This is a genomic window from Halohasta sp. A2 (assembly GCF_056175805.1).
The window spans coordinates 66,367-88,950 of the sequence record NZ_JAQFWV010000002.1 but is presented as its reverse complement, the minus strand read 5'-3'; the positions used below and the strand labels follow the sequence as shown (position 1 = coordinate 88,950).

Genomic DNA, 22,584 nt, shown 5'->3' with positions numbered 1-22,584 from the left:
CTTTGCGTAGCGGATGAGTAAACGTTGCATAACCGTACGCAGTAAGCCACCATAATAGGCTGAAACGGCGTATCTATCCATGAAATCACAAGACGTAACGGGGAAATCACCCAGAAGGTTCAAACACGGGCCAGTCGAATACTGCGACAATGAATTCAGGGGATCGTCGACCACCGGACGACGATGAGTCCGGAGAGTCAACGGTGGATCGACAGTCCGAGTCGGATGCTGCGATCGGTTCCGACGAGCAACCACACGATCAGTCAGTAGCAACAGACGGCTCAACGGTCGGTGACAACTCATCGTCAGTACCCGACTCGACGGTCGACGATCGAGCACCCTCTCGACAGCCCCGTTCGGAGTCGAACGAGTCGGCATGGCAGCGGTTTCGAACCGCCGAGGACGGACCGCTCTTGCTTCTTCGTGAAGTACTTTTCAGTGTTGGAATCGTGCTAGCGATCGGGTTGTTACTGTTCAGTCTCAGTGGTGTGTGGCCGCCGTTGGTGGCAGTCGAAAGCGAAAGCATGGAGCCGAACATCAACAAATACGACCTAATATTCGTCAGCGAACCGGGGCGGTTCACCGGAGAGACGGCAGACGAAACGGGGATCGCGACTGCCGCGTCAGTACCAGAGAACGGTGATCGATCGTTCAATGGCGAGGGGAGTGTGGTCGTGTATGATAACCCTCAGTCGACGGGGCCGCCGATCATCCATCGCGCGCATTTCTACGTCGAAGAGGGTGAAAACTGGCACGATCAAGCGAACCCGGAGTATATGGATGCGGACAGCTGCGACGAGCTCAACAACTGTCCAGCCCCACACGCGGGGTACATCACGAAAGGGGACAACCAGAACAGCAACAGTCAGTACGACCAGGCAAACGGTATCGCCCCGGTTGTCAAACCCGGGTGGATCACCGGAACCGCCCAGTTCCGACTCCCATACATCGGCTACATTCGGCTTGCACTGACCGGGGCGGCGAGCGTCGGTCCACTGCTTCCGCTCGGTCTCGGTGTGATCGGTGCGGCCAGTGCCTACACGGTTGGTCGACGATAGATCGGTCGACGACCGGTTATTCGTTGTCGAAACGGGCCTGAACGAACGGCTGGATGTCTTCGATGTCACCCAGCCGGGAATCCGACAGCAACACAGCCTCGGTCTCGTCGAGTGGGACCGAGAGGTTCATCTCCTTGGTACGGCCGTACCGACCCTTCGAAACAACGACCGCGTTTACGATCCCGAGCATATCGAGTTCGCTGATGAGATCGGTGACCCGGCGCTGGGTGAGCACATCGGCGTCGATCTCCTCGCAGAGCCGTTTATAAATGTTGAACACTTCACCGGTGTTGATGTTGTGGACGCCCTTTTTTTCCAGAATAATAATCGAAAAGAGGACGATCTTGCTCTGGGTCGGGAGCGTTCGGACGACTTCGACAACCCGATCGAGTTCGATCTTGTCCTGTGCCTGACGGACGTGTGTCTCCTCGACGAGGTCTGCCTGACTCCGTTCGGCGAGTTCGCCCGCTGTCCGGAGAAGGTCGAGCGCTCGGCGGGCATCACCGTGTTCCTGCGCAGCAAACGCTGCACAGAGTGGAATCACGTCCGAGGTGAGTGCTTCGGGTTTGAACGCGACGTCGGCACGGTGTTGGAGGATATCCCGGAGCTGTGTGGCGTCGTACGGTGGAAAGACGATCTCCTCTTCGCCGAGTGAGGATTTGACGCGCGGATCGAGGAAGTCGGTGAACTTGAGATCGTTCGAGATACCCATGATCGAGATTCGGGAGTTTGTGAGCTCGGAGTTCATCCGCGAGAGGTTGTAGAGGGTGTCGTCGCCGCTTTTCTCGACGAGTTTGTCGATCTCGTCGAGCATAATGACGACCACGCGCTCGTGGTAGTCGACGGCCTCGAAAAACGTGGTGTACACCCGATCGGTGGGCCATCCCGTCATCGGAACGTGTTCGAGCTCCTCGGCGTCGGCCGTAAGCGAGTCTATCTCCTCGTCGACCGCGTTGGTATCGTCGTACTCGCGCGCGAGTGTAACGATTTCATTGTCCGCTGAAGGGTCGTCGGATCTCGTTTGTGATTCATTGGGTATCGACTCAGACGCCGACTCATCAGACGTCGACCCGTCAGGTGAATTTTCGCCGGGCGATGGTTCGCCACGTGTTGATTCGCCAGGCGTAGACTCACCAGTCGTAGACTCGTTGGTTGGTGATTCGTTGATCGGTGACTCGGTGGTCGGTGACTCATCGGTTGATTGATTGTCGAAATCCGATTCCTCGCGAGTCGATGTCTCAGAGCGAGCAACCTCCGAAGCGCCGATGTACGCACGCACCTCCCGTAGCGTTTCGATCTTCGATTCGATCCGGTCGACGTTCTTGTCGATGAACTTGTTCGCCAGTTGGGCAAGCACTCGATACTGGGTGTCGGTGACCTCGCAGTTGATGTACTCGACCTCACAGGGGACATCGAACTTCTTCGAGGTCGATTCGAGTTCCTGGCTGACGAACTTCGCACTCGCGGTTTTGCCGGTCCCGGTTTTCCCGTAGATGAGGATGTTCGAGGGGGTATCGCCCCGAAGTGCCGAGACGAGAATCGTCGCCATCTGGTTGATTTGATCGGTGCGGTGCGGGAGTTCGTGGGGTGTGTAGGAGGGTCGGAGCACCTCTTTGTTCTCGAAAATCGGCTCGCTCGCCAGTAGATCGTCGAACAGTCCTTGGCTTTCGGCGGTCGAGTCGTCGAACATGCTGTCGAAATCGAGGTCGGTCGACGGTGTGGATCGATCTCTGGCAGCTGTCGACTCCTCGGTGTCGTCGGTGGAGTTGGGCTCCGATTCGGTGTGTTCCTTCGTCATACTACCCCTTTGTTTCAGGTGGAACCTGGGACGCGTGCTGTATCAAACCGACCACAGGAACCGTACATCGGCGGGTTCCGCTCGATAGCTGGACAGCGACTCGTCCAATTGATGCAGACGAAGCAGAGGAAGAGCGACTACAAAAACGTTCTCCCTTTGGTCCAGGCGTGAGGTATGTATCGCGTTCGTCGACGTGCTGGGAATCACTCCATGCTGGAAAGTACTGAAAAACCTCAGGGTTGGTTCGGCAATCGGCAGTCGATCAGTAGGACTGTTCACAGAGGCGACTGTGTGATTTGCATTCATTCACGCTGGATTGTCCGGAACACTGTCGTGATGGGGTGATACTCGTGTGTAGGCCCCCACCCCTTTGTTTCGGGTGGAACTCACGAACAGGTGTGGCCGAGTCGGATCCGCAACTCTAACTAGTCGGTTCCTAAACACTACTCTAGTTTAACCAAACACAAAGAACAACACAAGTAACCGTTCTTACTGCTATACGGGTGTGGTTAAACAACTTTGGATATAAAGATTCTTGTTTATAGATACTCCGTGTCGACCCCACCCCACCCTTTCGGGCGTCTCCAGTGGAAACGAAGGGGTGGGGGGCACACCGTGTAATCTAACATACACGTAGGCTGACTGGCTTCGTGTTTCGTTGTAAGCAACAGATCGGACATCTACGTAAGCAACACATCGGACATCTACGTAAGCAACACATCGGACATCTACTCCCGTCTTCCCGATATCGAGACAGTTAGGTGTCGACAACTGTCCGTTAGAGTCTGTAGAACTCCGTGAGCCGTGCAGAAACTGTCGGTAGACCCCGTAACAACGGAACGAGTGTATTCCGTCTGACGCAGTGCTTAAGTGTTCACGGTGGTCACAATCCTGCATACGCTCCTCTGGCCGCGCGACTGCAGGGGGTGCGGGAGCTCACTATGGGTCTGCTCACAAATCTCAAAGACAGCGTTTCACGGGTCACCGACCGGCTGTTTGCAACCGAGGAGCCGAAGCGAATCGGCATCTACGGACCACCAAACGCTGGCAAGACGACTCTTGCGAACCGTATTGCACGCGACTGGACTGGCGACGCGATCGGTCCCGAAAGCCACGTTCCACACGAAACTCGCCGGGCCCGCCGCAAGGAGGGCGTCGACATCGAGCGTAATGGCCACTCGGTCACCATCGACATCGTCGACACGCCCGGTGTCACCACCAAGGTCGACTACAAGGAGTTTCTCGACCACGACATGGAAAAAGACGACGCCATCCGTCGCTCGCGAGAGGCGACCGAAGGTGTCGCCGAAGCCATGCACTGGCTTCGCGAGGACGTCGACGGCGTCATCTACGTGCTCGACTCGTCGACCGATCCGTTCACACAGGTGAACACGATGCTGATCGGGATCATCGAGAGCCGAGAGCTCCCGGTACTCATCTTTGCGAACAAAACCGATCTCGAAGACTCGAACGTCCAGCGTGTCGCAGACGCGTTCCCGCAGCACGAGACGGTGCCGCTCTCGGCGCTCGAAGGCAGCAACATGGACGAAGTGTACGACAAAATAGCGGAGTACTTCGGATAATGCCCGAAACAACGCCCAACTCGGATTCCGGTGTGCAGATCGACCTGATCAGTGGCTCGCGAATGGCCGGGCTCCGAAGCATGGAGAAAATTCGACTGATTCTCGATGGCGTCCGAGAGGGAAACATCGTCATTCTCGAAGACGGACTCTCGCCTGACGAGGAGTCAAAACTGATCGAAGTGACGATGACCGAGATCAGCCCCGACGATTTCTCGGGAATCGAAATCGAGAGCTACCCCCGCGCCGAAGCGGGCAATCAGAGCATTCTCGACCGCCTCATGGGACGCGAGTCGACCAAGAAGTTGACCGTGATCGGCCCGGCCAACCAGATCGAAACGCTCCACAAGGACGAACAGCTCATCAGCGCGCTGGTTTCGCGGAAATAACCCGATGCCACACCAGTGTACCAACTGCGGCCACGTCTTTGCTGACGGCTCGAAAGAGATGCTTTCGGGATGCCCCGACTGTGGCGGCAACAAGTTCCAGTTCAAACCGGCCGGTGTCGAAACCGACAGCCAATCGGCCACGACTCGGTCGGCCGATAGCCAACCGACCACCAGCCCATCGGCCGGATCTCCACCGGAAACGGAGGGCGTCGACTCCCCGCGACGGACCGCTGGGGCCAACCAACAGCAAGAGTCCACGGGCGAAGCGCCCGCCCAGTCGGATGCACGTTCGGATATCATCTCACCGTCTGAACTGACCGCAGCTGGCTCGATGGGCCCGCAGGCTGATTCATCGACACCCGAGCGTGATTCGTCACCTGAATCGACTGCGAATTCGTCGGCTGACGCAGTCGACGAACAGGATGAATCCGCACAAACAGCAGTCGACACGGAGTCCGATACCGAAGACGACCAGTCGGGCAGGTCGAACCTCGATGAACTCAGAAAGGAACTCAACGACCAGTTCGAAAGCATCCGTATCGTCAGCCCCGGGCAGTACGAACTGAATCTCATGGAGCTGTACGACCGTGACGAGTACATCATCTCGCTTCGTGAAGACGGCCGCTACGTGATCGAAGTCCCCGACAGCTGGGGCGATTCCTAGCGTCTCTTCATATACTCCGTTCGAAACGTCTCCGTAGAGACCATTCTCGAAGTGAACAACGTTATGCAGGTCCCCATGTAAGGACCGTCCATGTTTACCGACGACGTGCTACTCACATGCGATTGGTCGACTGCCGGATCTGCCTGCTGGAGGGCTACCCTATGCGTGTAGTCGCCAAATTCGGCGGAACGAGTCTGGGAAGCGGCGACCGAATCAACCGTGCGGCCGACTCGATCGCTCACGCCATCGAGGCGGGCCACCAGATCGCGGTCGTCGCCAGCGCGATGGGCTCGACCACTGACGACCTGCTCGACGAGATCAACTTCGAAGCCTCGGACGCCGACCGTGCGGAGATTGTCTCGATGGGCGAACGGACGAGCGTCCGCATGCTCAAAGCCGCGCTGTCGGCCCGCGGCGTCGACGCGCTGTTTCTTGAACCCGGCACCGAGGAGTGGCCGATTATCACCAACGACCTCGGCGAGGTCGACGTCGAGGAGACCAAACGCCGTGCGGCCGCGCTCGCCGGCAAACTCGATGGCGTTGTTCCGGTCATCACGGGCTTTCTGGCCCAGAATGCCGAGGGAGAAATCACGACGCTCGGCCGCGGTGGCTCCGATACCACTGCCGTTATGCTCGGCAACTACATGGACGCCGACGAGGTCGTGATTGTCACGGACGTCGAGGGGGTCATGACCGGCGATCCACGCGTTGTCGAAGGCGCGCGGAACGTGGGTCGGATCTCGGTCGACGAACTGCGCAATCTCTCGTTCCGCGGTGCGGAAGTCGTCGCCCCCAGTGCGCTTTCATACAAGGACGAGCACCTCGGTGTCCGGGTCGTCCACTACCAGCACGGCGACCTGCTTACGGGTGGCACCCAGATCGAGGGCCAGTTCGAGAACCTGATCGATATGCAAGAACAGCCGCTGTCCTGTATGACGGTCGCCGGGCGGGCGATTCGAAACAGCCCCGGAATTCTCGCGGAGCTCTCACAGGCACTGCGCGGGGCCAACATTAACATCGACGCGGTCGCCAGCGGGATGGACTCGATCACCTTCTACGTCAATGAATCGGTCGCCAAGAAGGCCGAGGCCGTGCTCCACGAAGAGGTCGTCAGCGGAACCACACTCTCGAGCGTCACTGTCGAAGACGGAATTGCGGTTATCCGCGTCACTGGAGGTGAACTCCCCAACCGACCGGGTGTGATCAAAGAGGTCCTCACACCGCTGTCGGATGCCGGAATCAATCTCCTCGATGTAATCACCAGTGCGACCTCGGTTGCGCTCTTTGTCGACTGGGAAGACCGCGAGGCAACGCTCGAAATCGTCCAAGACCAGATCTAACTGACTGGTTTTTTCGGAATAGCAAACTGTTTCGACAGGCTCAGCGACCTGCTCGAAGACGATTTCCGATCCGTTTCGGGAGCCCGGCTGACTCGACAGCGTCGATCACCTGATCGATGTCATAGTCGACGCGATGCAGTTCGACCATTGGTTCGTTCGGCCCATCCCCATCCGCATCGAGATTGAGGACGGCAAACGCTGCCTCCGGGTTTCCGTCGCGCGGCTGGCCGACGCTGCCGGGGTTGAGTACGATTCCCTCGTCGAACTGCCGCATTCCTTGGACGTGGGTGTGGCCGAGAATCAAAACGTCGACACCGTCTCGAAGCATCGACGCTGAAAACTCCGATGGGTAGGTGTACCGATCCGGGTCGTCGGGATGGCCGTGAACGACGTGAATTCGACCATCCGCGACGAACTGCTCGGTCGGCAGCGAGCCGAGCCATTCGATCACCTCGTCGTCCAACTGCTCGCAGGTGTAGTCGACGCCAGCTTTGGCCATCGTATTCAGTCGCGAGCCGCTCGCCGACGCGACCGCCCGGTCGTGGTTTCCCTGGACGGTCACCGCATCCATCGCCCGAATCCGCTCGACACAGTCGGCTGGCCACGGGTTGTAGCCCACGACGTCACCGGCACAGACGAGTCGGTCGACCGGGCCCATCGCCTCGGAGACCGCGTTCAGTGCCGGGAGGTTCCCGTGAACGTCGGAGATGATACCGTAGCGCATGGCTGTTGTGTCGACCGAGAGCCATAAATCGGTTCGGACGTTTTCTTACTCGCCGTTTTCGATTGCGTACGTAACGCCGTCGGCGTCGACGGTCACACCGGCCGCACAGACCGCGTGTTCGTACTCGGCGTCATAAACCTCAGCCGCAGCACCGGCGGTATCCGTCGCCGCCAGTTCGAACGGCGTCGGGCTGTTTTCCTCGTACGTCGCCACGAGTGTTGGCTCGGTCACGCGCTCGACGAGCAGTGCATCGTGTCGCACCGTGCCGATATACGCCTCATCTTCGGCGACAACACCCGCGATTCGCGGCGTGTTGTAGTCGTCCTTTTCGTAATCGAGCGCGAGCAGGCTCGCAGCGAGCGCATCGCGCGGTGGGTAGCCCAGATTGAGTTTCTCCGCGATTGGATCGACGTGCGAACCGTTGCCGACGACCGCTACTTCGCCGTCGGTGGCCGGGCCATCGACCGTCCGTACGCAGTTGTACGCGACGTACGGGTTGTCGGTTTTGGGGGCGTCGGGGGTTGGCCCGACCGTGAGCAGGCCTTCGCGGTCGACGATTTGGCGGTTCGGAAACGAGCGCGACGAGACGCGGTAGGCTCCGACTCCCGGTCCAACGACGATGAAGCGTCCGATGTACATACTGGGATGTGGCTCGCTGGCAGCCAAATAGGTGCTGATTCGGCGACCGTCGTGGCACCAAACCGTGGGTCGGCGACACAGTCGACTGTCGAACCGACACGGTTTTGTAAACTCACCCGCTTGATTTGGTTGCAAGAGTTCCATGGGGTAGTGGCCAATCCTGTTGCCTTCTGGGGGCAACGACCCAGGTTCGAATCCTGGTGGAACTATCACTTCTGACGTTCTAATCCTACTTCGATCCGGTTTGAACTATAGACGTAACGGTGAAATCTCAGGACTTGCTCATAGAAAGTTCCAGAAGTCCAAAAACTGCTACGACAGTCAACAACAGTGAACCTACTATTATGTACTTCAAGAATTCATAATCCGTTACATCTGGAAATAATTCAACTGATACTGTTAATACTGCTATTATCGATACAATTGACATAATTCCGCCCATCATAATCCATATCGGTTTTATTTTCATATTAATTGAATTTTTGCTTAGCACTTATATCACTTGGCGTGGCAGAGGTTGGAACTCGCGTCGTGACCTGTTGTGGTACCATTTTTTGCCTTGGTCTCTCTAAACGAGGATACGACATCTGGTAGTGCGTTTTATTACTTCTCCCTGAATTTCACCGGATCAGGTATTTCTCCAGTCGAAACACGGGGGTTCGTACAAGCCGTCTCCGGGATTACTGGTCGACTGCAAGCAGTGCGACACGTTCGAGCACGACCGATTCGAGATCGCCGTCGACGACTGCCAACTCCGCTTCGCCAATGTCGAAAAAACGTGTTAGTGTCTCCCTACGCCCCCTCTTAACGGGGTCGGCTGATTCTAACAACGTCTCGACCGCTGTTGCCGCCGCCTCCTCGTCGCCGCCATCGACGACCCCAACGACCGCCATCGCCCCCTCGTCGACCCCCATTTCGAGTGCCCGATCGATCTGTCGCCGACCGGCCGCATACACCAGGAGTTCGACCGCCGGATCGCGGGCAATCGTCGTCCCGCGGTCGACCGCCCGCCTCGCCAACTCGGCGGCCCGCCGCAGGTGGCGTTCGCCTGCCACGTAGTCAGCGTTAAAAAACTGAACCGTTGAGCCTGTTTCCTCACTGATCCGACTAATCTCGCTCAAAAACACATCTAGATCCGCTATTTCGGCATGTCCGTCGACGATTCTCATTTATCTACGCTCCATTAGAAATCTCCCAAACTCGCTTGGTCGCCGTCACTCTCGCCACCCGATTCGGACCCGCCGCTCTCGTCTCGTGCGATGGCCGCCGTCTCGGTTTCGACTGCCTCTACGTCCTCCAGCGAGGGGTCCTCCCGACCGACGTTTGTGAGGATCTTCTCGGCGGTTTTTTGTCGACCCCGAAGTGCCCCCAGTACGACGCCTTTGTCGGCCTCCCGAAGGTCCGCCCGGCTTTCGATTCCGGCTTCAAACAGCCGCCGAGCACGTTTCCGGCCGACGTTCCGCACGCCCGCCAGATCGATCAACTCCTCGCGAACCCCGTACTCGATCCGCTTTTTCGCCTCACGGACCGCGACTGTCGACGACAGTTCGAGCGTCCCGGCCAACTGCTCGGCCGCGCCCAACAGCCACTCGGCGGTGTCGACCTTGCCTCGAATGTCGCCCGGCCCGACGCCGTAGCGCTCGGTGATTCGGTCTTCGTCGACCTCGCTGGCCCAGTCGTCGAGCAGTCTGGCTGTTTTGAGCGCCGACAGCCAGCTTTCGAACGCCACGTCTTCGTACTCCGAGGGCACTCGGCCCAGGAACTCCGATTCGAGTTCGTAGCAGAGTTCCGTGTATTTCTCGCGGTCTCCCGATTTCAAGTAGAGCTCGTACATATCCGGCGTTCGGCTCACGAGGTGGTAGAGCCCCAGCGGCGTCGGCTGGGCTGGTTCTCCAGTGTCGGTCGACGAATCATCGGCCGACTCGTCCTCGGGTTCGTCTCCAGTCTGGAGTTCACTCGCCGAGACGAACCCGTCGGTCTCTCTCGCATCCGCAGCCGGTCGCGCTCGCTGAGGCTCACTGGTCGACGCCTCGCCACGGTTCTCTTCGGCGTACCGGAGTCCGTCGATGATCTCGGCGGCGCTCATCGGATCGAGATACAGCCGCGAGACCGTGTGGCCGATGTTCGTCGCCCGAATCGTCCCCTCGTCGCGCTCGATGAAGCCGTTGGCCTCCAGATAGCCAAGGACGGTGTCTGTCACCGTCGACAGATAGCCGTCGTCACCGGCCTGGGTGGCGTACAGCGTCGCATCCAGGAACTCCAACAAACTCTCGCGGCTGTTGGCAAAGCCGGAGGCGATCGTCGCCAGTAGGTGGGTCCGCAGGGCTGGCTCGGCGGCCAGTTTCGAGCGCACGGGCTCGGGGTCGGCCCAGATGTAGCGCTCGAAGAGTTCGTCCATCGTGTCGGCGTTTTTGGCCAGCAGGACAGCCTCGCCGTAGGGGTCGAGCCCCGGTCTGCCCGCCCGCCCACACATCTGGTGGATTTCGAGTACGTCGAGCGGTTTCATGCCGCCGAACTCGCTGTCGTAGCGCCGCCAGTCGCGGACGATCACCCGTCGACTTGGCGTGTTGACCCCCGCCGCCAGCGTCGGGGTGGCACAGATCACCTTCAACAGCCGATCACGAAACGCGTCCTCGACGAGGGTTCGGTGCTGGGAGGCGAGCCCCGCATGGTGAAATGCCGCGCCGTTTTCGATGCAGTCGGCCAGATCGTCGCTCGTTTCGGTGTCGGAGATCCCACGGATCTCCTCGGCGAGTTCTCGGAGTTCGACTTTTTCGTCGCCATCCAGTCGACGCCCAACCACGCCGCCCTGGCGTTTCGCGGCCGACTCGGCGTTCCGTCGGGAGTTGACGAAGACGAGCGTCGACCCGCCTTCATCGAGGGTGTCGTCGACGAGTGCCTCGGTTTTGCGCTGGCTGCGTTCGACGGGAACCTCCCGTTGGCTCCCATCGTCGAAGTTGATCGCGTTGCCGAAATGGACGCCCATCCGGAGGTCGATCGGTCGCCACTCCGAGTGGACCAACTCGGCATCGAGCCAGTCGGCTATCTCGCTGGCGTTGCCGACCGTCGCCGAGAGCGCGACGACCTGGAGTCCTGGATTGATCCGGCGGAGTTTGGCAAGCGTGACTTCGAGGGTCGGGCCCCGATTTCGGTCGTCGACCAGATGCACCTCGTCGGCGACGACACACGAAAGCTGGTCGATCCACGCGGCGTTGTTGCGGACGAGCGAGTCGACCTTCTCGCTCGTGGCAACGATGATGTCACGGCTGGCGAGCCATTCGCCGCTGGAGTCGTAGTTTCCCGTGGAGACGCCCACCGAGATGCCATACTCCTCCCAGCGTTCGAATTCCGTCTTCTTCTCGCTGGCAAGTGCCCGCAACGGGACGATGTAGAGGGCCTTGCCGCCGCGCTGGATCGCCGACAGCATGGCCAACTCGGCGATCAGCGTCTTGCCGCTGGCGGTCGGCACCGAGGCGACGAGGCTGTTGCCTTCTGTCAGCCCTGCCTCGACGGCCTCGGCTTGGGGCGGATACAGTTCCTCGATCCCCTCGCCTGCGAGTTGGTCGTCGACCCCCGGCGGCAGTCCGGGGATCTCGGCTGGCTTCATTACTCCTTGTTGCCGGGTGCCGGGGTTTAAATTGTCGGACATCGGGCTCCAGGACCGTATCAAAACTACCATGGCCTCTCGCTGCCGATAGATAGCCACAAGGTGGATTTCGTGACGAAAAAACAGGAGTATACCGACGACTATCGAGACAAGACGCTGTACATCCCCGGCCCGACCGAAGTACGGGAGGACGTCATCGATGAGATGGCCCAACCCATGTTCGGCCACCGGATGGACCGCATGACTGACCTCTATACGACCATCGTCGAGGACACCAAGGAGTTCCTCGGCACCGAGAACAACGTCATCATCCTCACTGGCTCGGGCACCGAGTTCTGGGAGGCCTCGACGCTCAACCTCGTCGACGAGAACATTCTCGTCCCGACCTGCGGCAGCTTCAGCGAGCGCCACGCCAACGTCGCCGAACGCCTCGGTAAGAACGTCGACCGGCTCGAATACGAGTGGGGCCAGGCGATCAAACCCGAGGACATCCGCGAGGAACTCGAAACCAGCGACAAACATTACGACGTGGTCGCCTGCGTCATGAACGAGAGTTCGACCGGCGTCCGCAATCCCGTCGAGGAGATCGGCGACGTGGTCGACGAGTATCCCGACACCTACTTTGTGGTCGACGCGGTGTCGTGTCTCGGCGGCGACTACGTCGACATCGATGAACACGGAATCGACGTGATCTTCGCCTCAACACAGAAGGCCTTTGCCATGCCACCGGGACTCGCAATCTGTGTTGTCACCGACGAGGCCTACGAACGAGAGCTCGAAAAGGACGAAGCCTCGTGGTACGGCGGCTTCCAGCGCTGTCTGGACTACTACGACCGGAAGGGCCAGACCCACTCGACGCCCGCCATCCCGATCATGCTTGCGTACCGCAAGCAGATGAAGTACATGCTCGAAGAGACCCACGAGGGTCGCGCTCAGCGCCACACGGAGATGGCCGAATACGTTCAAGACTGGGCCAACGAACACTTCGCCATGTTCCCCGAAGAAGGGTACGAATCGAAGACGGTCGCCTGTATCGAGAACACCCAGGGGATCGACGTCGCCGAGACCATTGAGACGATCAACGAGGAGTACGATATGGCCTTCTCGAACGGCTACGGCTCCCAACTGGGCGAGAAGACGTTCCGCATCGGTCACATGGGTGAACACGACGTCGAGTCGATCAAAGAGCTGACTGACGCCATCGAAGACGTCGCTGACCTATAAATCAGATTTATAAGCGGCGTTTGGTGGTAGTGTGTCGACGGGTGATTTTCTGCATCTGTTTTATATGTAAGACTGCGAGCGCCGAAGTTTTTCCGCCGAGTTGTCGCGGTTCGGCCCCGTAGCTGGACTGGCAGCCATGGGCCTTACCTATGCGGTCGGTAGCTTCGTCACCTACGTCGTGCTGGTCGTTCAGACCATCGTTCAGGACCCCAGCCAACTCCGCACACTGTCGACGGGGGTCGAATTCGTAACCGGTGTCGTTTATCTCGCACCGGTTGCCGGAGTCGTCGCCTTCATATTCACGTTCCGGGTGACGCTGCCGCTCGGCGCGCTTGGCGGTTCCATCTACGAACGCACACGAACTGTGTCGACACCACTCAGCTAACTTTCGGCCGCCCACCTCCCCGCTAACTTTCGGTCGACCTCGTGGCTTGTGTACTGGGTCGGAGCGTCGACGGTAGATTTTTATCCCAATTGTAGGACTGTGACAGACTCGGCCTCTACCTATCGCAGACTACAGTCGACTGCTAACCATCGTACCTATGCGGTGTTTTAATTCGTCACTATGGGAACCAACTGCTCGGTCTCGTCGGTCCGTCGACCACACCAACACGATTATGTGAATTATCACACAATACCTAACTATACGGCGCAGACCCCTGCCCCGATTGCCCTTAATAGATGACAACCCACTTATGATACCACCCATCCCTATTTCGCGTATGGCCGCCGTCTGCAAGCAGTACGGACCCGATCGACTGCCGTATGCCGACCGCCGAGGGGTCGGTGCGGGGTATGCGATGTCGACTACCTCGGTGGGTGCGGCCGTGCTGTTCATTCTCATCGGTCAGATCCCCATTGTCTCAGAAGTGACGACTTTCGGGCCGTTCTCCTTCAGCTACGGTAACTACCCCGTCGGTGTGTATGCCGTACAGACTGCTGCGGCAGCGATCCCCGTCTTCGTCCCATCGGCGTTCGTCTCGGGCGTCCTCGTGTGGCGGGTGGCCTCGACTGAACGCTCGTGGCTCGGCCCCGTTGCCGGACTGCTCGCGACGGGGCTGAGCTATCTGGTCGGATGCCTCCTTGTCGGTGGCCTCACGATGATTTCGAGCGTCCTCCAAGACCCGGGACAACTCCTCGGGCTGTCGACTATTTTGGAACTCTTCAGTGAATTCCTCACCACTGTCGTGATACGGGGAATCGTGCCATCCATCTATACGCTCTGGCTGACGCTGCCGCTTGGTGCGCTCGGCGGGTCGATCTACGAACGCACACGAACGCTGTCCTGAGTGCTGGCTGTGTGCTCCGAACACCGGGGTCGACATGACGCCGGGAGTGACCAACCCTCGAGTTATTCGAGTAGAGCCCCTATCCGGTGTATGAAGCAGCTCGTGACCGAACGCGACGGCCGCATGCTCGCGCGGGTCGAAAGCGACGATCGGGTCTTCGAGGTGGCCTTCGACGAGATCGAGCCGACCGACGTGACCCTCCGATTCCGCCGTGACGGCGAGCGCGTCGGCAGCATCTACAACGACGACGGCACCAGCCGGACAATGGCCCGCCTCACGACGGCGCGGGAGGGACCCGATTTCATCAGCGTCGAGGTGCCCAAGTCGTTCGTCGACGACCTGCTCGACGCCGCAGTCGAGGCCGACCGGGTGACCGACGAGACGGTCGCCGAGGGCTACCGGCTCCGCGTGCTGTAGGCCGTACTGACAGTCCGCTGGTCGACTGTCTGCCGGTCGATCGAATTGCGACTCTCCCACACCGATCTGACACTCACTGTTCGTGCTGTATGTTAACATCTAATACTGCATGCAGCAAACGTTTGACCGGTGTGCTCAGTGTGCTGTCGGTCGGAACGCGAGGCCAAGACGGAGAGCACGTCCGGAGGACCCAATGAACATCGCTAAAGAAGACATTCCTGTCCGGATCGACACCCCGGCTGCTGTCGCCTGCCACCAACCCGACTTCGGCGACACAACCGACTACGGCCCGCTCGCCGCGGAGTATTTCACCCTCGCAGCGGGAACCGACATCACCGCACTCCTCGATGGCCTCGAAGACGACCGCTGCCAGTCGCCCCACTGGGGGTACATCGTCGACGGCGCGCTGACGGTCACCTACAGCGACGGCAGCGAAGAGGTCGACACGACCGGGGACATGTTCTACTGGCCGCCCGGCCACACGCTCCGGGCCGACGAAGACACCGACTTCGTGCTGTTTAGCCCGCAGCACGAACACGGCGACGTTATCGAACAGGTGCGAACCAACATGGAGCAGTCGGCCTGAACGACAGCCTGTTCCCATCCCGGTCGGCGAGTCGATAGCCCCATATTCCGTGAGTCGCTGAGACCTCCATCACAATTGACTCAATCACAGAACTCACCGACGCGATCGAAGACGTCGCTGACCTGTAAGCGGCGCTCGGTGGTGAGTCAGGCATCGTCGACATCCCGTCTTCGACTGATTCATAGCCATCCCTTGAGGCCGGTGTATGAAACGCTGTTTCGTGGTCTGCTCTCGGAGAACGTCTCGCGTATTCGAGTAGTCGACAGCGAGTGACGACTGTACACGCAATTAGACTTGTTTTTATACAAACCGATAATTTGGCCCAAGTATTAAATAGTTGACCGTTGGTCATGTTCGTCACATGGATCAACGACGAGCACTATTCGACGACAACTCGGGCGTGAGTTCTGTAATCGGGGTGATTCTGATGGTGGCGGTGACGGTGATTCTTGCGGCGGTCGTTGGGTCGAGTATATTGGGGGTGACCGACTCGGCAAGCGAGACTCCACCGCAAACGGAGTTCGATGTCGAGTCGCAAGATGGATACGAAATAACCGACGGGGCTGGGGATACTGACGATTGGAAAGTAGTAACGATCACGCACGCCGGTGGCGAACAGATCGATTCGCGTCATATCCGTGTGAGCGTCGACGGGGATCCGGCATACAACGCCATCGACAATCCCGCTGTCTATCAGAATGAAGACGAACTGGAGAAACGATCGATCTACTCGGATACCGAAGATCGCTCCAATCCGATTCTGACTGTTGCCGGATGGAACACCGAAACCGTGAGTACCGGAGATGATTTACGCGTCGTCTCCGCACACAAAAAACTCGAAAGACGGGATATGTCGCCCACTCCACCTGGCGTCGACCTTCACGAGGTTGCCTACAACGCCGATCCAGAAGAACACAATATTAAAATAAATGATGATTATATCAGTGACGAGAGCGTCAAACTCCAACAGGGTCAAACGGTCAGTGTCATCTGGAGGTCCGGCGATCAGAGTCAGACACTCTACGAAGAAGAAATCGAGTAATCTATCGAACAACTCCCTTTCGTTTTGATGACCTACCAGCAGCCGATTGTCTAACCGATCACACTGCTTATCATCACATCGCTGATTGCGAACCCATTTCGTGCTTCTGGCTGCCGACAAGGGGTATTCGGCTTGCTGTCGACGTAATAAGTTGATGACGTCGACACCACACGATGATACGATTCCTGTCCGTGACGATTCACACACTTACTGGTTTATATTGTCGTAATCTCGAATCGCGCCCCACCCTGTTGGCTTTCGTCGACGCCGATCCGCCAGCCGTGGGCCTCGATAATCCGCTTGACGACCGCCAGCCCGATTCCGGTTCCCTTCTCGTCGGTCGTGTACCCGAACTCGAACAGCTCGTTGCGTTCGTCGACGCCGATCCCCTCGCCGTCGTCTTCGACTGCGAAGCCGTCGGGGATATCGGTCACGGTGACTGTCGAGGCGTCGCCGTGGTCGGCTGCGTTGCGAAAGAGGTTTTCGAGCGCCTGTCGCAGTCTGGCCCGGTCTGCCTCGACCGTCCGCTCGGTGTCGACGACCAGCTCCATGCTCCCGGTTGCGGCGGTCGCCCAGGCTTCAGCCGCCGAGTCGTCAAGTGAGACGGACGTCGTTTCGTCGACCGTCTGGCCCTCTTGCGCCATCGTCAACAACACGTCGATGAGTTCGTCCATCCGTTCGTGAGACTCGACCAACATTTTCACGGCTTCGGTAGCACCATCGATGTCTGGCGGCTCTTCAGACAGCCGTCGGTCGATCAGCTCGGTCCAGCCGGTGGCGGTCGACAGCGGATTCCGCAGGTCGTGCGAGATGATGCTGCTGAACTCCGCCAGGCGCTCGTTTTGCTCTTCGAGCCGTCGCTCGCGTCGCTTGCGGTCGGTGATATCCCGCAGGACGACAACGTACCCCTGGTCGACATCGAACTGATCGGTCACGGCGGTCACTTCGACATCGTACGTTCGGCGCTCGCGCCGATTCGTGTACTCGATATCTGTTTTACCGGTTCTGATGGCGGTTTCGAGTGTTCGGCTGAACACCTCGTCGTCGATCGCCGAGATCGATTGGTGTGGTTTGAGTCCGTCGATCAGCCGGTCGGCGGCCCCGTTGTAGTCGGCGACCGTAAACGCGCTGTCGACGAGCAATACTGGATCGCTCATATCACGGAAGAACCGCGTAACGATCACCGGGGCCACCTTCAGGAAGTCGTAGCGGTACAGCGCCCATCCCACACCGAGCGCCTGGAGATTGAACAGAATCGGTGTCGGGTCGACGAACGAGACGATCGCCGACCCGCTGACGAACACCGTCGCCGAGGTTGCAACTAGCGTCCCGATCAGGAGGATAATCAGCGCCTGGTAGCGGTAGACGCTTCGTGACTGGATGAAAAACCGGCCCAAAAGAACCAGCGACCCAACCACGAGCCCGACACTAAACAGCAGTTGGAGTTCGGTAAGGATCCCTGCGGTTTCAGCTGCGAAAGTAAACTGGCCGAACTCGACGAGTTCGACCTCGGTGAGCACCAACGATCGTGGATTGACCGCTACCAGTAGGCCGAACGCAGTGGCCTCGGCCGTGATCAGCCACCAGAACCACGCTGGAATCCACTCGCTGTCACCGGTGTACTCGCTGACGAACAACAGCCATGCGACGCCAGCGAGCACCGAACCCAGCGCCTTGACGATGATTCCGAGCTCCAAGAGCACTCCACCACTGCTGAGAATCATCAGCAAATAGCTGCCGGCCCACACGGCATCTGCGCTCATCAGTACGGCGTAGGACGTCGAAATCGGGTGTGAGATCCGTGACCACGAGTAGATCGCCAACAGCCCACTCGTGAGAACTCCAAGCCCAACAAGTCCGACGATACCGAGACTCAAAAGGGCCTCATTCATTATCCTCAGTAAATTCCAGTGAAAGTATAAACAGTACCGGTCAGGTATTTATATTTGATAATTGGCGTGCGGTCTCCCATTCACTGTTCGCCGATCGCCGTTGACCAGTTGATGTATTGCCCCGGTCGACTTTTCGACACCGTTCGTCGACCCAGATGGCTTTTGGGGTATCAGACAGAAGCCCTACCAATGAGTCGCGTCGACAACTCGAACCCGTATATTCACGATCCACCGACCGATTTCGAGCCGGTCGAATCGCTTTCGGCCGCCGAGGCCGAACGCCAGGTCGAGCTGCTTCGCGAGGCGATCCGCGAACACGACCACCGCTACTACATCGAGGCCGAGCCACTGATCGCCGACCGGCGCTACGACCTCCTTTTTGCGCGCCTCGAGGATCTCGAAGCCGAGTTCAACCTCGTCGAACGTGACAGCCCGACACAGCGCGTCGGTGGCGAGCCGGTCGACGAACTCCAGACGGTCGAACACACTGCCCCAATGCTCTCGATCGACCAAAGCGGCGAGGCGACCGACGTCCGTGAGTTCGACGAGCGGGTTCGCCGGGAGCTTCGTGCCGATGGCCACGATCCGCAGGGCTACGTCTGCGAACCCAAGTTCGACGGCATCTCGCTGGAGGCCGTTTATAAACAGGGTCGACTCGTTCGGGCGGCAACCCGCGGCGACGGCCGCAAGGGTGACGACGTGACCGCCCAGGTTCGACGGATTCGGTCGATCCCCCAGCGACTCCGCGGCGACTACCCCGACTTCCTGGCGGTCCGCGGCGAGGTATTCATGCCGAAAGACGGCTTTCGCCAACTCAACGCCACCCGTGTCGAACGCGGTGACGACCCGTTCGCCAACCCGCGGAACGCCACCGCGGGGACGATCCGCCAACTCGACCCCTCGGTCGTCGCCTCCCGACCACTCGACTGCTTTTTCTACGGCATTATGGCCTACGAGGACGCCGAGCGCCAGCGGCCAGCCACCCAGTGGGACGAACTGCAGGCGTTCGGCGAGTGGGGGTTCAACGTCGACGACCGTGCCAAAGGGGCCGACGATATCGACGAAGCAATCGACTACCGCGACGCGTTGATGGCCGACCGCGAGAGTCTGAACTACGAAATCGACGGCGTCGTCATCAAGGTCAACAATATCGACGCCTGCGAGGCGCTCGGAACCACTTCACGGGCTACCCGGTCAGCGTTCGCATACAAGTTCCCAGCCCGCACGGAGGTGACACGGATCACCGACATCGTCGTCCAGGTCGGCCGAACCGGCCGGATGACGCCAGTGGCTCTTCTGGAGCCGGTCCAGGTCGGCGGCGTCACCGTCTCGCGGGCGACGCTCCACAACCCCGGCGAGATCGAGTCGCTGGGCGTCGACGTCGGCGACACCGTCCGGGTGCTCCGGGCGGGCGACGTCATCCCCTACATCGAGGAGGTCGTCGAGGCCGACGGTGACTCCACGTTTGCGTTCCCCGACCGCTGTCCGGTCTGCGGCAGTCCGGTCGAACGCGATGGCCCGCTGGCGTTCTGTACCGGCGGCCTCGCGTGTGAGTCGCAACTCGAACGCGCGATCGAACACTATGTTAGCCGCGGCGGGCTCGATATCGAGGGGCTTGGTCCCGAACGCATCGGCCAACTCCGTGAGGCCGGACTAGTGGACTCTTTGGCGGACCTCTACCGGCTCGACCGCGACGAACTCGCCGCGCTGGAGGGGTGGGGCGAGACGAGCGCTCGGAACCTCATAGACGAGATCAACGCCGCCCGCGAGCCGCCGCTCGATTCGTTCCTGACGGCGCTGTCGATCCCTGAAGTCGGCGGTTCGACCGCGACTGCCCTCGCTCGCGAGTTCGGCTCGCTGGAGGCGCTTATAGATGCGAACTCCGGCGAGTTGGAGGCCGTCGACGACGTCGGCCCGATCGTTGCCCACAAGATTCGGGAGTTTTTCGACAACGAGGAGAACCGCGCGGCGCTCGATGACCTGCTTGCCGCAGGTGTCGAGCCCCAGTCGGTCGACACCGACGAGGTCGCCGAGGACCTCGCTGGTCTCACGTTCGTCTTCACAGGCTCGTTGTCGACCTCGCGGAGTGAGGCACAGGATCTCGTCGAGTCCCACGGCGCGAACGCGACCGGGAGCGTTTCGGGCAACACCGACTATCTCGTCATCGGCGAGAACCCCGGGCAGCGAAAACAGGACGATGCGGCCGACAACGACGTCGAGGTGGTCGACGAAACCGAATTCGCTCGTTTGCTCGCCGACCGTGGTATCGAGTGGCCGCCTGCTGCATAGACTGACAGCAGCAAGCCACCAGTGGGTTAGAGGTCTCTGCGTTCAAAAAAGAGCAGGCCAATCAACGGCATCAGAACCAGCCAACCGAGCATCATCACCAGCGCCTGTAGTTGGAGGTCGGCGTTACTCCCGCTGAGTAACTCTCCTCCCAAAAGCGCTCCCGAGAGGATCTCGAAGCCACTGGCTGGATTAATGACCAAGATGAGTTCGTAGACCTGCTGTGGGCTCAACGGCACCCAGTCGGGCAGCGACCTCAGCGTGAACGGCAGTGTAGTCCGGATCAGGGCCCAGACCGGAACGAATAGGAAGTAGAGTCCAATTGCACCGCCGACTGCGATCCGCTGGCTGGGTGCGACCGCTGACCAGCCAACGGCAATGGCGACGAACACTGAGACTAACAACGCGACTAACAGGGTGTAGCCAACGTAGCTCACGATATCGAGCGAGAGCGGCCCGACCGCCAAGATAATTGCTGGAAGCACGAAACCGACGACGATCGCCGTCGACAGCGCCGTGGCGAGACCAACAACCTTCCCCACGACGACGTCAGCACGGGAGTGCGGCAGTGACAGCATAAGTTTGAGCGATCCTGACTCACGTTCGCCTATCACGGCACTGTAGGCGATCACAACCGCGATGAAGGGGATCAGCGTCCCTGCAAGTATTCGAACAAACCCTCCTCCCAGAAATGCGTTCGTGCTGATCGTTTCCCCTCCAGTCGGAGAACGAAGATTCAATGCGAAAAGCGTGATGAGCCCGATAAACAGCACCGTGAGCCCGAGCAGCCAGCGTGAGCGGATCGAGTCCTCGAAATCCTTGCGGGCGACGACGAACCAGCTCATTGGCGCCCCTCCGGTGCGGCCGAGGCCTCTTGGGGTTCGGTGGACACGGATTGGCCGTCGTTCTTCTCGACGACACCCTCGCCGTCGGTGTACGACAAGAACAGCTCTTCGAGCGACGTCGACTCGGTTTCGATGTCCTGAATTTCGATGCCAGCCGCGCTGAGTGTCGAGATCACATCGGTTTTGACGTCCGGCTCACACGACACCGTGACCACGTTCCCGTCGACGGCCGCGCCCGAAACGCCGCTGATCGTCCGCACGGCGTCCAGATCGTCGTCGGTGGCGTCGTCGACGGTCAAAATCAGTGTTTCTTCGGTGCCGACCTCCTCGCGAAGCCCCCCGATGCTGTCTTCGGTTACGAGTTCGCCTTCGTGGAGAATACCGACTCGGTCGCAGACGGCCTCGACCTGGCCGAGCACGTGGCTCGAAAAGAAGACTGTCGCCCCACGGTCGGCTTCGGTTTCGACAATCTCGCGCATCTCTTTGGCCCCACCAGGATCGAGCCCCGACGAGGGCTCGTCGAGAATCAACAGTTCGGGCTCGCCGACGAGCGCCATTCCGAGCACGAGCCGCTGGCGCATTCCTTTCGAGTAGCCGCCGGCGTTGCGGTCGGCCGCATCAGCCAGCCCAACGCGTTCGAGAATTGCGTCGGCGTCGTCGTCGACCTCCTTGGAGTCGATAGCGAACTCGATGTGTTTGCGGCCCGACAGCCGTGAATAGACGTCGAACCCTTCGGGGAGCACACCGATCCGTTGACGGATGTCGACGCTGTTGTCGGCGACCGTCTCGCCGAGCACTCGGATGGTGCCCTCGGTTGGCCGGACGAAGTCCAAGAGCATGTTGATCGTCGTCGACTTTCCCGCGCCGTTCGGCCCGAGAAAGCCGTAGATCTCGCCCGACTCCACGGTGAGATCCAAATCACGGACGGCGACGACGTCGTCGAACTGCTTTGTGACGTTGGAGAGCTGTATCGCTGACATGTACCTCCGAGTTGCTTCGCTGAATCATAAAGTGTTGTGACATCGTCCGAATCTCAATGAACGCCGGGCCGCACGTGCTGTCGGCCTTTCTCGATCCTAATCGATGGAACGCTGAACGATAGGTTCCCCAGTCCCACACCGTTGGTCGACCGTGTTCAAACACACCGTACAGTGACTACGCTGTCGACCGAACTGGAAGAAAAAGAACACACGGCCAATAGTGT

21 protein-coding genes and 1 tRNA gene are annotated in these 22,584 nt (G+C 59.5%); 13 read left to right on the top strand and 9 right to left on the bottom strand.

All coding sequences use genetic code 11. The annotated features are described in order from the left end of the window. Positions 1-149: 149 nt before the first annotated feature. A complete protein-coding gene (locus tag O2S87_RS01295; RefSeq protein ID WP_475406991.1) occupies positions 150-1,058 on the top strand; it encodes a S26 family signal peptidase in 909 nt (302 codons plus the stop codon). A gap of 16 nt (positions 1,059-1,074) precedes the next feature. On the opposite strand, the gene O2S87_RS01290 is transcribed toward O2S87_RS01295, so the two are convergent. Then, positions 1,075-2,856, bottom strand: coding sequence for a Cdc6/Cdc18 family protein (locus O2S87_RS01290; protein WP_475406990.1), 1,782 nt, complete (start codon positions 2,854-2,856; stop codon positions 1,075-1,077). Positions 2,857-3,797: 941 nt separating this feature from the next. On the opposite strand from O2S87_RS01290, the gene O2S87_RS01285 reads away from it, so the two are divergent. The 4 genes from O2S87_RS01285 (at position 3,798) to O2S87_RS01270 (ending at position 6,829) form a co-directional block, all read left to right on the top strand. Beyond that, positions 3,798-4,439: an Era-like GTP-binding protein gene (locus tag O2S87_RS01285; RefSeq protein WP_475406989.1), complete on the top strand. Its 642-nt coding sequence runs from the start codon at positions 3,798-3,800 to the stop codon at positions 4,437-4,439. Next, on the top strand, positions 4,439-4,825 hold the full coding sequence (locus O2S87_RS01280) for a DUF2073 domain-containing protein (RefSeq protein WP_475406988.1): 387 nt from the start codon (positions 4,439-4,441) through the stop codon (positions 4,823-4,825). Before O2S87_RS01285 ends, O2S87_RS01280 begins: the two co-directional genes overlap by 1 nt. Positions 4,826-4,829: 4 nt before the next feature. Further along, entirely contained in the window at positions 4,830-5,489 is a 660-nt protein-coding gene (locus O2S87_RS01275; RefSeq protein WP_475406987.1) for an OapC/ArvC family zinc-ribbon domain-containing protein, read from the top strand. A 161-nt stretch (positions 5,490-5,650) separates the two neighbouring features. Further along, positions 5,651-6,829 carry an aspartate kinase gene (locus O2S87_RS01270; RefSeq protein WP_475406986.1) on the top strand — a complete coding sequence of 393 codons (1,179 nt, stop codon included), beginning with the start codon at positions 5,651-5,653 and terminating at the stop codon, positions 6,827-6,829. 40 nt (positions 6,830-6,869) lie between these two features. Here the strand turns inward: O2S87_RS01270 and O2S87_RS01265 are convergent, their stop codons facing one another. Beyond that, complete coding sequence (locus O2S87_RS01265) at positions 6,870-7,553, bottom strand: metallophosphoesterase family protein (RefSeq protein ID WP_475406985.1); 684 nt, start codon at positions 7,551-7,553, stop codon at positions 6,870-6,872. Positions 7,554-7,598: 45 nt separating this feature from the next. After that, a complete protein-coding gene (locus O2S87_RS01260) occupies positions 7,599-8,192 on the bottom strand; it encodes an IMP cyclohydrolase (RefSeq protein WP_475406984.1) in 594 nt (197 codons plus the stop codon). Positions 8,193-8,328: 136 nt separating this feature from the next. Here O2S87_RS01260 and O2S87_RS01255 point away from each other — a divergent pair. After that, positions 8,329-8,401, top strand: a tRNA-Gln gene (locus tag O2S87_RS01255). Positions 8,402-8,463: 62 nt separating this feature from the next. Here O2S87_RS01255 and O2S87_RS01250 read toward each other — a convergent pair. From O2S87_RS01250 to O2S87_RS01240, 3 genes are all read right to left on the bottom strand, one after another. Beyond that, positions 8,464-8,661 (bottom strand): hypothetical protein, encoded by a 198-nt coding sequence (locus tag O2S87_RS01250; RefSeq protein ID WP_475406983.1) that lies wholly within the window; start codon positions 8,659-8,661, stop codon positions 8,464-8,466. Positions 8,662-8,872: 211 nt separating this feature from the next. Further along, complete coding sequence (gene cgi121, locus O2S87_RS01245; RefSeq protein ID WP_475406982.1) at positions 8,873-9,361, bottom strand: KEOPS complex subunit Cgi121; 489 nt, start codon at positions 9,359-9,361, stop codon at positions 8,873-8,875. A gap of 14 nt (positions 9,362-9,375) precedes the next feature. Next, positions 9,376-11,799: an ATP-dependent DNA helicase gene (locus tag O2S87_RS01240; RefSeq protein ID WP_475406981.1), complete on the bottom strand. Its 2,424-nt coding sequence runs from the start codon at positions 11,797-11,799 to the stop codon at positions 9,376-9,378. Between the two features lie 111 nt (positions 11,800-11,910). Here O2S87_RS01240 and O2S87_RS01235 point away from each other — a divergent pair, with 111 nt between their 5' ends. The 6 genes from O2S87_RS01235 (at position 11,911) to O2S87_RS01210 (ending at position 16,357) form a co-directional block, all read left to right on the top strand. Then, the gene (locus tag O2S87_RS01235; RefSeq protein WP_475406980.1) at positions 11,911-13,023 is read left to right on the top strand and encodes a pyridoxal-phosphate-dependent aminotransferase family protein; all 1,113 of its coding nucleotides are present in this window, start codon (positions 11,911-11,913) and stop codon (positions 13,021-13,023) included. Positions 13,024-13,159: 136 nt separating this feature from the next. Then, a complete protein-coding gene (locus O2S87_RS01230) occupies positions 13,160-13,408 on the top strand; it encodes a hypothetical protein (protein WP_475406979.1) in 249 nt (82 codons plus the stop codon). 337 nt (positions 13,409-13,745) lie between these two features. Next, the gene (locus O2S87_RS01225; protein WP_475406978.1) at positions 13,746-14,312 is read left to right on the top strand and encodes a hypothetical protein; all 567 of its coding nucleotides are present in this window, start codon (positions 13,746-13,748) and stop codon (positions 14,310-14,312) included. 90 nt (positions 14,313-14,402) lie between these two features. Continuing rightward, entirely contained in the window at positions 14,403-14,729 is a 327-nt protein-coding gene (locus O2S87_RS01220; protein ID WP_475406977.1) for a hypothetical protein, read from the top strand. A 193-nt stretch (positions 14,730-14,922) separates the two neighbouring features. Further along, a complete protein-coding gene (locus tag O2S87_RS01215; protein ID WP_475406976.1) occupies positions 14,923-15,315 on the top strand; it encodes a cupin domain-containing protein in 393 nt (130 codons plus the stop codon). Positions 15,316-15,676: 361 nt separating this feature from the next. Next, the gene (locus tag O2S87_RS01210) at positions 15,677-16,357 is read left to right on the top strand and encodes a type IV pilin domain-containing protein (protein WP_475406975.1); all 681 of its coding nucleotides are present in this window, start codon (positions 15,677-15,679) and stop codon (positions 16,355-16,357) included. Between the two features lie 215 nt (positions 16,358-16,572). On the opposite strand, the gene O2S87_RS01205 is transcribed toward O2S87_RS01210, so the two are convergent. Beyond that, the gene (locus O2S87_RS01205; protein WP_475406974.1) at positions 16,573-18,249 is read right to left on the bottom strand and encodes a sensor histidine kinase; all 1,677 of its coding nucleotides are present in this window, start codon (positions 18,247-18,249) and stop codon (positions 16,573-16,575) included. 189 nt (positions 18,250-18,438) lie between these two features. On the opposite strand from O2S87_RS01205, the gene ligA reads away from it, so the two are divergent. Next, complete coding sequence (ligA, locus tag O2S87_RS01200) at positions 18,439-20,538, top strand: NAD-dependent DNA ligase LigA (RefSeq protein WP_475406973.1); 2,100 nt, start codon at positions 18,439-18,441, stop codon at positions 20,536-20,538. A gap of 26 nt (positions 20,539-20,564) precedes the next feature. Here ligA and O2S87_RS01195 read toward each other — a convergent pair whose 3' ends face one another. Together O2S87_RS01195 and O2S87_RS01190 are read right to left on the bottom strand one after the other, a co-directional pair. Continuing rightward, positions 20,565-21,380: an ABC transporter permease subunit gene (locus tag O2S87_RS01195; RefSeq protein WP_475406972.1), complete on the bottom strand. Its 816-nt coding sequence runs from the start codon at positions 21,378-21,380 to the stop codon at positions 20,565-20,567. Then, on the bottom strand, positions 21,377-22,360 hold the full coding sequence (locus tag O2S87_RS01190; protein ID WP_475406971.1) for an ABC transporter ATP-binding protein: 984 nt from the start codon (positions 22,358-22,360) through the stop codon (positions 21,377-21,379). The genes O2S87_RS01195 and O2S87_RS01190 overlap by 4 nt, the downstream gene beginning before the upstream one ends. Positions 22,361-22,584 lie beyond the last annotated feature (224 nt).